The sequence below is a fragment of the Alteromonas salexigens genome, assembly GCF_025628895.1.
Classification (GTDB): domain Bacteria; phylum Pseudomonadota; class Gammaproteobacteria; order Enterobacterales; family Alteromonadaceae; genus Alteromonas; species Alteromonas salexigens.
In genome coordinates this window covers 90,897-104,844 of the sequence record NZ_JAOTJC010000006.1, presented here as the reverse complement: position 1 = coordinate 104,844, position 13,948 = coordinate 90,897, and the positions used below count along the sequence as shown (strand labels likewise).

General features: G+C 50.6%; 16 protein-coding genes. 11 read left to right on the top strand and 5 right to left on the bottom strand.

What is annotated here, in order from left to right; all coding sequences use genetic code 11:
• Positions 1-89 precede the first annotated feature (89 nt).
• Positions 90-473 (top strand): ACT domain-containing protein, encoded by a 384-nt coding sequence (locus OCL06_RS04575; protein WP_262992569.1) that lies wholly within the window; start codon positions 90-92, stop codon positions 471-473.
• On the top strand, positions 473-985 hold the full coding sequence (locus OCL06_RS04570; protein WP_262992568.1) for a PTS sugar transporter subunit IIA: 513 nt from the start codon (positions 473-475) through the stop codon (positions 983-985). Before OCL06_RS04575 ends, OCL06_RS04570 begins: the two co-directional genes overlap by 1 nt.
• 38 nt (positions 986-1,023) lie before the next feature.
• On the opposite strand, the gene OCL06_RS04565 is transcribed toward OCL06_RS04570, so the two are convergent.
• A complete protein-coding gene (locus OCL06_RS04565; protein ID WP_262992567.1) occupies positions 1,024-1,455 on the bottom strand; it encodes an OsmC family protein in 432 nt (143 codons plus the stop codon).
• A 343-nt stretch (positions 1,456-1,798) separates the two neighbouring features.
• Between OCL06_RS04565 and OCL06_RS04560 the strand changes: the two genes are divergently transcribed.
• Genes OCL06_RS04560 through OCL06_RS04545 form a run of 4 tightly spaced genes read left to right on the top strand, consistent with a single transcriptional unit; the run spans position 1,799 to position 4,092 of the window.
• The gene (locus OCL06_RS04560) at positions 1,799-2,146 is read left to right on the top strand and encodes an ArsC family reductase (RefSeq protein ID WP_262992566.1); all 348 of its coding nucleotides are present in this window, start codon (positions 1,799-1,801) and stop codon (positions 2,144-2,146) included.
• On the top strand, positions 2,146-3,279 hold the full coding sequence (gene dapE / locus OCL06_RS04555; RefSeq protein WP_262992565.1) for a succinyl-diaminopimelate desuccinylase: 1,134 nt from the start codon (positions 2,146-2,148) through the stop codon (positions 3,277-3,279). Before OCL06_RS04560 ends, dapE begins: the two co-directional genes overlap by 1 nt.
• Positions 3,269-3,943, top strand: a complete 675-nt coding sequence (locus tag OCL06_RS04550; RefSeq protein ID WP_262992564.1) for a M15 family metallopeptidase — start codon at positions 3,269-3,271, stop codon at positions 3,941-3,943. Before dapE ends, OCL06_RS04550 begins: the two co-directional genes overlap by 11 nt.
• The gene (locus OCL06_RS04545) at positions 3,940-4,092 is read left to right on the top strand and encodes a DUF2897 family protein (protein ID WP_262992563.1); all 153 of its coding nucleotides are present in this window, start codon (positions 3,940-3,942) and stop codon (positions 4,090-4,092) included. Before OCL06_RS04550 ends, OCL06_RS04545 begins: the two co-directional genes overlap by 4 nt.
• 13 nt (positions 4,093-4,105) lie before the next feature.
• Here the strand turns inward: OCL06_RS04545 and OCL06_RS04540 are convergent, their stop codons facing one another.
• The 4 genes from OCL06_RS04540 to OCL06_RS04525 form a co-directional block, all read right to left on the bottom strand.
• Positions 4,106-4,432: a heavy metal-binding domain-containing protein gene (locus OCL06_RS04540; RefSeq protein ID WP_262992562.1), complete on the bottom strand. Its 327-nt coding sequence runs from the start codon at positions 4,430-4,432 to the stop codon at positions 4,106-4,108.
• A gap of 56 nt (positions 4,433-4,488) precedes the next feature.
• Positions 4,489-4,905: an HIT domain-containing protein gene (locus OCL06_RS04535; RefSeq protein ID WP_262992561.1), complete on the bottom strand. Its 417-nt coding sequence runs from the start codon at positions 4,903-4,905 to the stop codon at positions 4,489-4,491.
• Entirely contained in the window at positions 4,898-5,938 is a 1,041-nt protein-coding gene (astE, locus tag OCL06_RS04530) for a succinylglutamate desuccinylase (RefSeq protein ID WP_262992560.1), read from the bottom strand. Before astE ends, OCL06_RS04535 begins: the two co-directional genes overlap by 8 nt.
• Before the next feature lie 98 nt (positions 5,939-6,036).
• The gene (locus tag OCL06_RS04525) at positions 6,037-7,347 is read right to left on the bottom strand and encodes a putative bifunctional diguanylate cyclase/phosphodiesterase (RefSeq protein WP_262992559.1); all 1,311 of its coding nucleotides are present in this window, start codon (positions 7,345-7,347) and stop codon (positions 6,037-6,039) included.
• Between the two features lie 291 nt (positions 7,348-7,638).
• Between OCL06_RS04525 and betB the strand changes: the two genes are divergently transcribed.
• The 5 genes from betB (at position 7,639) to OCL06_RS04500 (ending at position 13,915) form a co-directional block, all read left to right on the top strand.
• Positions 7,639-9,102 (top strand): betaine-aldehyde dehydrogenase, encoded by a 1,464-nt coding sequence (gene betB / locus OCL06_RS04520; RefSeq protein WP_262992558.1) that lies wholly within the window; start codon positions 7,639-7,641, stop codon positions 9,100-9,102.
• A gap of 8 nt (positions 9,103-9,110) precedes the next feature.
• Positions 9,111-10,775, top strand: coding sequence for a choline dehydrogenase (gene betA / locus OCL06_RS04515; protein ID WP_262992557.1), 1,665 nt, complete (start codon positions 9,111-9,113; stop codon positions 10,773-10,775).
• Positions 10,776-10,960: 185 nt separating this feature from the next.
• The gene (locus OCL06_RS04510; RefSeq protein WP_262992556.1) at positions 10,961-11,656 is read left to right on the top strand and encodes a TorF family putative porin; all 696 of its coding nucleotides are present in this window, start codon (positions 10,961-10,963) and stop codon (positions 11,654-11,656) included.
• Positions 11,657-12,059: 403 nt separating this feature from the next.
• Positions 12,060-12,794 (top strand): PEP-CTERM sorting domain-containing protein, encoded by a 735-nt coding sequence (locus OCL06_RS04505; RefSeq protein ID WP_262992555.1) that lies wholly within the window; start codon positions 12,060-12,062, stop codon positions 12,792-12,794.
• A 428-nt stretch (positions 12,795-13,222) separates the two neighbouring features.
• Positions 13,223-13,915: a TorF family putative porin gene (locus OCL06_RS04500; protein ID WP_262992554.1), complete on the top strand. Its 693-nt coding sequence runs from the start codon at positions 13,223-13,225 to the stop codon at positions 13,913-13,915.
• Positions 13,916-13,948 lie beyond the last annotated feature (33 nt).

The window sequence follows — 13,948 nt, the reverse complement described above, 5'->3', positions numbered from 1 at the left end:
ATCCACAGATAAAGTGGATAACACGTAGCACTTACCAACAGATAGTGATTTAATGTTTCGACCGGGTAATTTGAGATGTTGTATATAAAATGCCAAAACAAACACTGGCTGTGTTACCGCAGGAATTTATTATTCACAGCCTGGATCCTGATGCCGGGATCCCGGCCAGCGTCCTAACCAGTCCGCTATATTTTTTGGGAAAAACCGAGGACGAGTTATCTATCGTTGTACCTGCAGACATTTCTGTACACTCTCGGGAGTCAGATCCACAGTGGCGCGCTCTGGAATTGCTTGGCCCCTTACATTTGTCCATGGTAGGGATCATGGCACAAATTGGCGCCGTACTGGCGGACGCCAAAGTATCTATTTTTGTTGTCTCCACGTTTGAAACAGATTTTTTTCTGGTTAAAGAAAAGAAGCTGGATGACGCCGTCGCTGCCCTGCGCAAATACGGCTATACCGTGAATATCTGATGCTAGTTAGTTCGTCTCCCTGGCTGTCTGAGGAAATACCAGCCGATGCCAGGGTAAAAATCCATGTCCTCCCACCGGTCAGTGGCCGGGTTGGCAAACTGTCTGAACATCCCGACCCGTTAGTACAGGCTGGCTTGCTCGGTCAGGGTGCCGTCCTTACCACGTCTTCTCACCAGGTTCTTGCGCCGATGTCAGGTAAAGTGGTGGCGTGCGACCCGCTGTCGTACAGCTTTCTCCTACATACCCGACAGGGTCTGCGCCTCACAATAGCGTATGGATTCGATACTGCTCGCTTGATGGGCGAAAAATGCGAGTTTAAGGTTCGTGTCGGCGATCAGGTGAAGGCGGGTCAGGTGGTATTACAAATCAACCCGGTTTGGCTCAAGCGCCAGCAAATTCCGAATTGCTGTACAGTTACAGTACGCAATACCGGTAAATTACGGGCGTTGGTAATAACCTCGGCACGGCAGGTCACCCCGCAGCACGACACTTTATTCACGGTGTATGCGTAAGATCAGTCAGGGGGCATGGCCCCCTGATTTCGCAGCCATTAATTGGAAAATGTATAGTCCAGGCTGATGTCTGCTTTTAATAGCTTGGAAATAGGACAGTTGTCTTTTGCGTCATTGGCAATAGCAGAAAATTCACTCTCTTCAATTGCCGCTACCTTAGCATTTAAGGTCAGTGCCGACTCAGTCACAGTAAATCCGTCACCGTCTTTTTCCAGCGTGACCGCAGCGTCAACGTTTAACTCACCGACATCATACCCTGCATCGGCCAGCGCAAACGACAATGCCATGGCATAACAACTGGCATGCGCGCCCGCAATTAACTCTTCGGGATTGGTGCCGGATTTACCTTCGAACCGGGTATTGAAACCATAAGGTTGCTCGGCCATGGCACCACTGCCCAGACTCACATGCCCTTTGCCGTCTTTACCTAATGGTTGATAACTTGCTGAGGCGTTTTTTACAATAGCCATAAACACTCCGTTAATGTTGATAGTTAATATTGCAGGCGACAACGTATAACTGGCAGCACAGCGCCCGAAACCGGTATCTTCCGGTTACACCTGCCAGCTTGCCCACATCGGTTTCGCCAGAATATAGCTGAACCAGTAACTAAGCAGAATGTGTGCCCACCCCGCGTATAGCTGGCAGCGCTCCGGTTTGCGCATTCCACAGTGGCTAGCGGCCTTCCCCGGCGCCAGAGGGTAACGGTGAGTGGCGCATTTGCTGTAAGCCTTACAGTATCTTTGAACCTTTTGCATCACTGGCCGCCAGCAGATAGACTTATTTTCATTTACACAGATTAAGCTTCTCATTATGACCACAACGCTGTATGGCATTACCAACTGTGACACCATCAAGAAAGCCAGAAAGTGGCTGGAAACCAACGATATCAGTTATCAGTTCCACGATTACCGTAAAGATGGAATCGATCGCGACTGGTTAGCCACCGCTGAAGCGCATTTAGGCTGGGAACAACTGCTCAATAAACGGGGCACCACCTACCGCCAGCTTCCTGATGAGGACAAACAGGCGCTGGACAAAGAGCGCGCACTAACGCTGATGCTGGACCAGCCAGCGATGATCAAGCGTCCGTTACTCATCACTGATGGTAACTATTATCTTGGCTTTAAAGCCGACAACTACGAGAGCATTTTTTCCTGATGCAAGACGTTATCGACATCACTAAATTTTTAATCAACCAGCGCTCAGTGACGCCCGAGGATGCGGGCTGTCAGCCGTTTATGAAAACCTGGCTGGAAGCGCTGGAATTTGACAACGAAACGCTGATATTCGAAGACACCACCAATCTGTGGTCACGGCGTGGTAAAGACGGCCCGGTGTTCTGTTTTGCCGGTCACACCGATGTAGTACCCAGTGGCCCTGAAGATGCGTGGCAAACACCGCCGTTTGTTGCCACCGAGGTGGGCGACTATCTGCATGGCCGGGGGGCTGCTGATATGAAGGGGTCCCTCGCCGCCATGCTGAGTGCCACTAAACGCTTTGTCACGGACTACCCGGATCATCGGGGCAGCATTGCCTTTTTAATCACCAGCGATGAAGAAGGCCCGTTTATCAACGGTACAACCCGGGTCGTCGACACGCTGGAAGCACGCAATGAAAAAATGACCTGGTGTCTGGTGGGTGAGCCGTCCAGCACAGAACAGGTTGGCGATATCGTTAAGAACGGGCGCCGCGGTTCCCTGACCGGTGATTTAACGGTTCATGGTGTGCAGGGGCACGTGGCTTACCCTCACCTGGCGGAAAACCCGGTGCACAAAGCCGCCGCTGCCTTGGCAGAACTGGCTGACACACACTGGGATAACGGCAATGCGTTTTTCCCGCCCACCAGCTTTCAGATCTCGAACATTCACGGCGGCACCGGGGCGGGCAATGTCATTCCCGGCACCCTGCACGTGTGCTTTAACTTTCGCTTCTCCACCGAGGTGACCGATCAGCAACTCATTGAGAAGGTTAATCAGATCCTCGCTAGCCACCAACTGAAGTACGACATCAACTGGACGTTCAATGGTCAGCCGTTCCTCACTGACGAAGGCGATTTAGTCACAGCCACTCAGGCTGCAATTGAAGAAGTGACGGGGCGTCCCACGACACTGTCTACCGCTGGCGGCACCTCAGACGGTCGCTTTATTGCTCCGACTGGCGCACAGGTGATTGAACTGGGTCCGGTCAATGCCACTATTCATAAGGTAGATGAAAGGGTGAAAATGGACGATCTGGTGAAGCTTGAAAAGATGTACTACGGCATACTAAAGCGTTTATTGCATGACCAATAACGACTGGCTGGGACAGGACAATCGTTACCTGGCAGACGCGGGTAACGGACATCGTCTGCATCCTGATGTGCTGGCCGCATTTTTATCGATGCAGGATGCGGCCAGCGCCGATGGCATAGACTGCCAGCTGGTATCAGCATACCGCAGTTTTGACCGGCAGGTGGCGATCTGGAACCGCAAATGGCGAGGTGGAACCACGCTTTACGACGCCAGCGGTCAACCATTGAACTTTGCTGAACTCAGCGATAATGACAAGCTTGTTGCTATACTTACCTGGTCAGCCATGCCCGGTGGTAGCCGGCATCACTGGGGTACCGACATAGATGTCTATGACCGGCAACGGGTGAAGGCCTGGGGACAGCCCTTTGAGCTGGTAGACAGTGAATACCGCGATGACGGCCCATGCGCTCCCCTCTCACACTGGCTCGATATACATGCTGGCGAATTTGGTTTTTATCGACCGTTTAACCGCTTTACAGGCGGTGTCGCCACTGAACGCTGGCACCTCAGCCATCGTGCAACAGCGACAGGTTTTGAACAGCTCCGCAATCAGGCTGCGCTGGAGCAAGCTATTCACGCGGCTGACCTTGCCGGAAAGGCCGCATTGTTACAGTCACTATCGGCGTTTTATCCCCGATATGTACTGAATAAGGGAATACCATGAGTATGGGTTGGGTTACGTTAATTATTGTGTTGGTGCTGGCCGTTATTGTCGGCAATATTTTACTGCTCAGACATAGCGGAAAATTTCGGCTACCAAAAGATTTCAAGCCGAAAGACAATTCAGATAAAGACGACGACAGCGGCTGGTAACCGCTGTCCGGGATTAAAGGTCGACTGTTTTAACCGCCGTACCACTAATACTGACCATTAGCATACTGCCTTTATCACCTATGACCTGATAGTCGAGATCGATACCCACCACCGCATTGGCGCCCATGGCACGGGCTTCGTGTTCAAGCTCAGTAAATGCCAGCTTACGGGCATTGGTTAACTCGTCTTCGTAGGAGCCGGAGCGGCCGCCTACAATATCGCGGATAGAGGCAAATAAATCCTTGAATACATTCGCCCCCATTACCGCTTCACCCACAACAATGCCGTAATACTGTTCAATTTTTTTGCCTTCCAGGGTCGGCGTGGTAGAGATGATCATCGTTTATTCCTTATGTTTTGCTCATCTTTAATGAGGCCGGCATGACGGCCATGAGGTTACTTTGACGTTACAATATTCAGTTGTTCTGCCAGCGCCTCACAGCGACTGCGCCCTTCTTTATCAGAGTAAGGCACTGCGGCTTGTTTACCCCATACTGGCGCAGGCCAGGCACAGTCATGTGTATATCGTGCCACATGGTGTACGTGCAGTTGACTGACCACGTTTCCCAGTGCCGCCACATTGAGTTTATGGGGTGAATATAATTTCTGCAGCGCTTCACTGACCTGACGGGACTCCCGCCACAGCTGTGCTTCGTCGTCCTTGTTCAACTCGATAATTTCGCGCACTCCGCTGCGCTGGGGTACCAAAATTACCCACGGAAACTGACTATCGTTCATCAGCAATACCCTTGACAGGGGCAAGGCTCCTACCTGCAAGGTATCTTGTTGCAGCCGTGAATCAAGTTCAAACATCCGGGTTGTCCAGTGTGGTAGGTACAACAGTAAGTAACGCCCGCTGACCTAACGCCACATTGGCATTCGGAAATACGATGGCCTCGCCGGCATATTCGGCCTGATAAGTACGCCCGGATTCCGAGGCAAACACCTCCCCCTTTTCAAAGTCAGTAAAGTTAGGGGTATCGTCTTCGAAATGCAGCTTAAAATCTTCGTGATGCTTGTTTATTACCTGGTTCACACGGTAAATATCCAGCTCGTCCAACGCCACCGTGGGCGCATAGTCATCTTCGCTTATCAGCCTGGTAAGCGCCTGGCGGGCATCCTCGAAACGACTCATGTCATTTTCGCCAAACGGGCGTACTTTGCCCAGCTCAACTGTGAACGCGTGCGCCTGGTGCTGGTGTGATGAATAATAACTGAACGTGGTAGTGGCACTTTCCGACAGTAAAATGGTTTTCACCCCACAGGCAGCCAGAAATGCCAACTGACCGCGACTGTGACGACGATCATGCAGATAGGGATAAACCGCAAACTTTTCATTTTTTGAAGCACGAATGGCGGTGTGCAGATCATAATGAAAGCGGGGCGCTGAGTCAGATGCCCCGGCATAAAAGTCACATATCGCCTGTTCGAGTTGTCTGGCCCGTTTTCTTTCCGCGTTGTTACACCCCTCACCCTCCGAGTGAGCGCCACTGAAAAGACGATTCATGTTCTCTTCAACAAACCGTTCACCAATGTCCATGGCGGGCAGGTTGCCAAATAAAAACAAGACCCGGTGACGCAGTTGTAATGATTCGGTGAGGATGTCTTTTACCAAATCATCACAAATTTCGATGGGGGCGGTCTCGTTACCGTGTACACCGCAGGAATACACTATCTGTTTAGTCGGCTGCGCCGCCTGCTGGCCGGGATCAAAACTGATAATCCCAGGGGCAGTAATGGTTACTTGCGTGCCGTTAGAAAGGGAGAATTGCGACGGCGAGGAAAAGCGCTCAGGCTGCTGTCGGGAAAACTTAAGAAACTCACCATTTTCAACAGGTTGATTCACGGGTAGATGACCTTTTGAGTTAGCTAATTAATGCAGCTAAGTCTACCTGCTTGCCCGCAAATTGCCACCGCAAGGCAGAATTTGCTGTAACGAAGCACTTATCCCAGGGCGCGACGCAGGGGGGAGTCGCCGACGGTAATTTCGGTACTCGCCAGACTGGTAAAATCAGCCAGAGGAACTGCGCGGGAAAACAGGTACCCTTGCCCGACAGTGATCCCTAAGTCTCGCAGCAGATGCAACTGCTCCAGCGTTTCAATGCCCTCAGCAATGACTTCACAGCCTTTAGCATGACCAATAATTTTGGCGGCCTCGATGATCGCCTGGTTCACATCGTTTTTGCCCAGCTCCATCACAAAGGTTTTATCAATTTTCAGGGCATTTATGTCCAGATCGCGGATATAAGCCAGGTTTGAGTAGCCTTTTCCGAAGTCGTCTACCGAAATTGCCACGCCAAGTGCCCGCAGCTGGGTAAGTTGTTGCCGTGCCATCAATGAATTAGACAGCGCCACATCTTCGGTAAGCTCCAGCTCAATCCGTGACAATGCAATATTGTAGGTTGCACTTAGCAGCGTTAATGTGGGGATCAGTTTCGAATCGTAGAGTTGAGTGGGTGATATATTGACTGACAGGGTGAGATCAAAGCCCTGCTCGTCCAGCTTCACCATACTGCGGAACGCCTGCTCGAAGGTCCAGTAGGCCAGTTCATTCATCATGTTGTAAGACTCCGCGGCCTCAATCAGCGGGCCGGGAAACAATACCCCGTCTAAGGGATGATTCCAGCGCAGCAGACACTCTGCCCCGACAATGCGCAAGCTCGACAGTTCTACCTTGGGCTGAAAGTACAGTTCCAGTTCGTTGTGAGACAGCGCCCGTTTTAAATCCGCCTTTAGCGCCAGCGATCGACCGGTATCGGCTTTTTGTTCCTGGCCAAGAATGAACAGGTTCTCGTATTTATTTTCCTTGGCCTGCTTGAGGGCGGCTTCGGCGCGGGATACAAACCGGGTCAGACTGAAGCCTTCGACAGGTGTGGTAGCCACCCCCACATTGAAGTCGGCAATAAAAGCATGGTTGTCATAATGCATGGGGGTTTTGAAATGCTCGACAAGATGCTCGAAGCGCGCCTGCAATTGCGCCGGAGTATGCTTACCCGGCAGCATAATACCGAATACGTCGCCGCTAATACGGCCCAGCACTGCATGGGAAGGGAATAAGGTGATCAGACGGTTGGCAATTTCCAGAAGAAAACGATCGCCTACGTTAATACCAAGACTGGAAGTCACATCAGAAAAGCGCACCACGTCAATCAGCAGCAGCGATACGTGCATATGCTGATAAACACTTTTATCTATGTGATCAATAAAAGCATAACGATTCGGAATTGTCGCCAGTGACTGGTGCAATCGACTCATAAACTGCGCTTCCTCTTGCCCGGGCAAGCAATACGACTATTTTTGTAATTATGAAGCTATAAAACCATGTGCATGCGGCCTTCGCAACCTAAAATCGACCCTTTGTAAGACATTTGACGTTTTTAACAACAATATCGGCGATTTCCGCTGATTTATGGGTGACCCATTTCATGGGTGCCAGGTTTTTATCGTTAAGCGGTCTTTTTATGGCGAAAATCCGTATTGATGCTATTGATTAAGATGCAATAGCCTGCGGGTTGCCTGCAGGCGCAGACAACAAGAGGGATCCCGATGACAGCCGACAGGTTAACTAATTTTATTGATGGCGAACCACTGTCTAACCAAAGCGGTGAGACATTCGCTGTAATCAATCCTGCTACCGGAGAACAACTTTATGAGGTCGAGGTGGCCGACGAGTTTGTTCGTGAAAAAGCTATCGAAAGTGCCCGGCGCGGCTTTGCAGTGTGGTCTGCCACACCGGCCAAAGAGCGTGCGCGTATATTGCACCGTGCGGTAGCACTGTTGCGTGAAAATAACGACAGCCTGGCAAATGTTGAAGTCCTCGATACGGGTAAGCCCATTCAGGAGGCTAGCGAGGTAGACGTGGCGACCGGCGCCGATGTCATCGAGTTTTTTGCTTCGCTCTCGCCTACGCAGGTGGGTCAGCAACAAGAAGTAGACGGTGATTTTTATTACACCCGCCGCGAGCCCTTAGGTATCTGCGCCGGCATTGGCGCTTGGAATTACCCGTTACAGATTGCCTGCTGGAAGTCGGGCCCGGCGCTGGCTGCCGGTAACGCCATGATATTCAAGCCCTCAGAAGAAACACCGCGCGGAGCCGTAGAGCTGGCCAGGGTATTCATTAAAGCCGGCGTCCCGCGTGGGGTTTTCAATGTCGTCCACGGCGAAGGTGAAGTGGGTCAGTGGCTTACCAGTCATGACCAAATCAAAAAAGTCTCATTTACCGGTGAAGTCGGCACGGGGCGCAAGGTAATGGGCAGTGCGTCGGAGACGCTGAAAGATGTCACCATGGAGCTGGGCGGCAAGTCGCCGCTGTTGGTTTTCGAGGATGCAGATATCGAGGAAGCGGTCTCGGCTGCGATGCTCGGAAACTTCTATACCCAGGGTGAGGTTTGTACTAACTGTACACGGGTGTTTGTCCAACAAAGTATTTATGACAAATTCATGGACTCCCTGCTGGAGCGCACCCGCAATAATATAATAGCAGGCGACCCCACTGACCCTGACACCAATTTTGGTGCACTTATCTCTGAGGAGCATCTTGAGTTAGTTATGTCCTATATTGAAAAGGGCAAACAAGAAGGCGCCACTGTCGCCATTGGTGGCGAGCGTATTAAACCTGATTCTGCGCCTGATGGATATTTTGTTGCTGCCACCGTTTTCACCGACTGTACCGACGATATGACCATCTGCCGCGAAGAAATATTCGGTCCGGTTATGAGTGTGCTTACCTTTGATGACGAAAACGAAGTGATCAAACGTGCTAATGCCACACCTATGGGTCTGGCAGCCGGAGTAATGACGACAGATATTCGCCGGGCCCACCGTGTGGTGAGCAAATTACAGGCAGGCATATGCTGGATTAACAGTTATGGTGCCTCCCCCGCCGAAATGCCAGTAGGTGGTTATAAACTTTCTGGGGTCGGCCGGGAGAATGGCATTGAAACATTGCACCACTACACGCAAACCAAGTCGGTGTATGTGGGTATGAATAAACTGGAAGCCCCCTTTTAGGAGACGCCATGCAAGATTATGATTATATCATTGTAGGTGCAGGATCAGCTGGCTGCGTGCTGGCTAACCGGCTCAGCGAGAATAGCGATCATAAAGTATTGCTGCTCGAAACCGGAGGGAGCGACAAAAGCATTTTTATTCAGATGCCCACGGCGCTTTCGATCCCGATGAACACCGACAAGTACGCGTGGCAATTTCACACCGACCCCGAGCCTTACCTGAACGACCGTACAATGCATTGCCCACGCGGCAAGGTGTTAGGCGGTTCTTCTTCTATTAACGGCATGGTATATGTGCGAGGTCACGCCCATGACTTCAACGAATGGGAAGAAGAAGGGGCTAAAGGCTGGGGTTACCAGGCCTGCCTGCCCTATTTCAAACGCGCCGAATCCTGGTACCTGGGTGGTGATACCTACCGGGGCGACGATGGCCCTGTGGGTGTGAACAACGGTAATGAAATGGAGAACCCATTATACCGCGCCTTCATTGATGCAGGCCATCAGGCAGGCTACCCCATTACCCATGATTACAACGCCAAGCAACAAGAAGGGTTTGGCCCCATGCATATGACGGTGAAAGGTGGCAAGCGTTGCTCGACCGCTCGCGCTTATCTGGATCCGGTTAAATCCCGAAATAACCTCACGATTCTTACCCATGTGCAAGTCCACAAAGTTCTCCTTGAAGATAACAAGGCAGTAGGTGTGCAGTACCGGCAAGGTGGCGACACTGTGGACGTTAAAGCGAGTCGCAAAGTCATTCTCAGTGCCGGCTCCATTGGCTCTCCTCACCTGCTGCAACTGTCGGGCATAGGAGATCGTGAACATCTGGAGGAAGCCGGCCTGCCGGTTAATCATCATTTGCCAGGTGTGGGACAGAATTTGCAGGATCACCTGGAGTTTTACTTCCAGTTCCGTTGTAAAAAGCCTATCACACTGAACGGCAAACTGGGGCTTATTTCCAAGGGCTTAATCGGGGCACGCTGGCTGTTGTTTAAAGACGGTCTGGGCGCTACCAACCACTTTGAGTCATGCGGCTTTATTCGCTCTAAAGCCGGGGTCAAATGGCCAGACTTACAGTATCACTTTTTGCCTGCGGCCATTCGCTACGACGGTAAAAGTGCCTTCGACGGTCACGGGTTTCAGGTACACATTGGCCATAACAAACCGAAAAGTCGCGGTCGGGTAAAAGCAAAATCAGCCGATCCGCAACAGCCGCCCTCCATTCTGTTTAACTACTTACAGCATGAGGAAGACATTGAAGGATTCAGAGCCTGTGTGCGGCTGACACGGGAAATTATTAATCAGCCTGCTATGGATGAGTATCGCGGTAAAGAGATCCAACCCGGCGAGGACATTCAGTCTGATGAAGATATAGATGCGTTTGTGCGGGATGCCGTGGAAAGCGCCTACCACCCCTCCTGCACCTGCAAAATGGGCGAGGACGATATGGCGGTGGTGGACTCCACTACCCGGGTACGGGGCATCGAGAACCTGCACGTGGTGGACTCCTCAATCTTTCCGACCATTCCAAATGGCAACCTGAATGGCCCTACGATTATGGTCGCCGAGAAAGCGGCTGATATTATCCTGGGCAAGCCGCCACTCACCATGGAAACCGTGCCGGTGGCAATTGATTCGGACTGGGAAACCAAACAACGCTCGGAGAGTATTTAGTTTTGCATGTAGCTCATTCACGTAACTGTGCTGATAGGCGCGAAACTCGTGAAGATGAGCTATATAAAGATAGGTAAGCGCCTGTTTGATAAACCGAACCCGGCAGGACGAGTGTCGGGTCCCGGTTAATTTGTAGTTGATGGGCTCAATGTGAAGACGCTGAAAAGCACGCTTAGGAACCCTCGATGAAAAAATCAATAATGACACTCGCTTTGCTTTCCTGCTGGACCACCGGTGCCATGGCCAACTGGTCGGTAACCGTCACCGGGGCCAGCGACTATATGTTTAATGGGGTAAGCCAGACCGATAATGACCCCGCCCTCCAGGCATCGCTGGATTATGCGGCCTCAGGTGGTGTGTATGCCGGGGTGTGGACCTCTAATGTGGACTACGGCGCCAGCGCAGACCAGGAACTGGACGGCTACATAGGTCATTTTGTTCAGCTTGATGAGTCTGTGAGTGTGGATTACGGCATTGCTTATTATACTTATCACGGTGGCGACGACAGCAGTGAACTTAACTATCCAGAGATGTATGCCAAGTTTGGATATGGCTGGGGCAGCGGCACCACGGAAGCAAATTTCTGGTATACATGGGACTATTTCGGCACCGGCGCAGGCCACACTATTGTTGAAATAGCGCACACTATTCCGCTGGCAGAAAACCATGCGCTGCGTATCAGTGCCGACAGCTCTAATTCTCTGGATGGCGACAAATGGTCATGGGAAGGCAGTGATACCTCATATCAACACGTTAAAATTGCCTGGCAGACCAGCTGGCAAGGCTTTGCCATTGAAGTGGCTGCCGAAAACACCACTCTGGACTCTGAACTGGCTGATGAGCGGATAGTGGTCGCGGTAAGCCGCACATTTTCATTTTAACCCCCTTGAGACCGGCTGCTCCTGCTTGCAGGGGGCGGCCGGTGCGGACGTTGAACACTCCCGGCTGAAAAAGCTGGCTCACTTCTTTTCTCTTGCTGGACCCCTACCTCACCACTTACTAGTGCCATTTAAACTACTTAGTCTCCGATTTACCGCGCATATCCTTCAAGACGGTAATTCAACAACTATTACTAATCGGTACGTTACTCATCATATTTAATTTTTTTGTTTACAATATAGATTGAATAAAATTGCACCAATATTTGTCAGTAAATTTTACAACTCCGAATTCCACCAAAATAATACATATAAAAAACAATCATTTATATATTGGCACACTAAGTGCTTACTGAGCAGCCGGTGATTTATGGAAGATCACTGTAAAATTAAACTGAGGAAAACTATGAAAAAAATAAAATTTTTGTTTGCAGCATTAGCACTTTCAGCCTCAGCTGTCAGTAACGCCGCAATAATTACCTTTCAAGGCTCTAGCGTTTTGAATAACGGCGTTACAATGACGAGCGCCGAAGCAAGAGCTGCGTGGGAAGCGTCTTTATATTCTTTTACCGTCGACGGTATTGACGGTGCGACTGGTGACGGTACCAGCGGTATTACCACCACTGCCGGAAATGTTTATAATAATACCGGAAATGGTAGTTATATCCGTATTAGTAATTCCAATGTACTTGGCAGCGCGCCGGCTATTTACGGTGATAGACGCTCCGCTTCACTGATTAGCTTTGACGTATCCTTTGCCTCCCCTGTGAACGCTGTTGCCTTTGACGTTTATGATAATGATGGTGGTGGCATGCAGTTGATTTTAACTGATGCCGATACGGGCGCTGAGACTATTTTTAATTTCAGTTCTTCTACTGGTACAACTCATAGTGAATTCTTTGGCGTGGTGTTTGACCCGACCGTGTTTGTCTCATCTCTAAGAGTCGGCGGTACAGATCCGGGTGGCATCACTACCTGGGATAACTTTTCGTTTGGGGTTGGCCAACAAGCAGTTGACTCGTGTGTCGCAGATCCAACCCAGCCTCAGTGTAGAAACGTTAATGTCCCTGAACCAACGTCTTTAGCGATATTTGGTTTAGGATTGGCGGGTCTTGCTGTGCGTCGCAGAATTAAAAAATAATTTACTATAAAAAGCTGGTGCGTATCTCCATACGCACCACAATTTGCCTACTAAACAATGTAAAATCGCGACGACTTGTTAATCCGCATTCGTAGAAGTTATTCGCGAAGGGGGCATAACTTGAAAGTAGTCTTTTGTCCTGAACAGTAATCTTACAGAGCTGGCTTTCCCATAAGCTTCTCGTACTTCTCCTCCTTTAACTATACGAGCGTACTTGCCAAGTATATTTTACCGTCCCCCTACTCCAGTGCGTTTTTCCGTTAGAACCTTACACAGTTCAAATTGCCTTGACTGATAACAGCGAAATTAACCTAAATGTAAACAGCTAATCCGTGCCCACCTGCCTTCCTGGTTCAAATAGTCAACCACTGCGTGAAAGTTCACGAATTGGTGGTATAACTAATGAAAAAAACGGACTCTCCTATACAATGAAAACTGCGTTTTGCGCATTGCTGGCCACTGGCCTGGCTGCGCCTGCCATTGCTGATACGTCAGCCACCGTCACTGCCGCCACCGACCATGTGTTTTTAGGCATCAGCCAAACAGAAAACAACCCTACCCTGCAGGCGTCACTGGATTACCTGGCCGACAGCGGCGTGTATGTGGGTGCATGGGCGGCGAATGTCGATTACGGTGAAGACGGTAAGCTTGAAATTGATGGCTACCTGGGTCATCGCGTGGCGCTCAATTCATCGCTGCAACTCGACTACGGCATTACCTATTTTAGTTACCACCGTGGCAGTACCAGTAGCACCATCAACTACCCGGAAATATTTTCTTATTTTGCGTACGCATGGGGCGGCGGTGAATCAGAGCTTAACCTCTGGTATGCGTGGGATTACTCCGGCACCGGTGCCCGTCATACCATCATCGAGATTGCACACAGCTGGCTACTGACAGAGCACCAACGATTGCGGCTGAGTGCCGACAGCTCTACCTCTCTGGATGGCGATAAATATACCTGGGAAGGGGCTGATAAATCCTACCAGCACGTAAGACTGGCCTGGCTGACAACCTGGCAGGGTTTTAACATTGAAGTAGCGGCAGAGACCACCAACCTGAACTCCTACCTGACTGATGAACGTGTAGTTGCGGCTATCAGTCGTACCTTTGTCTGGTAGCCAGCTAAACAGATTAGGTGCAGCCATCACCTG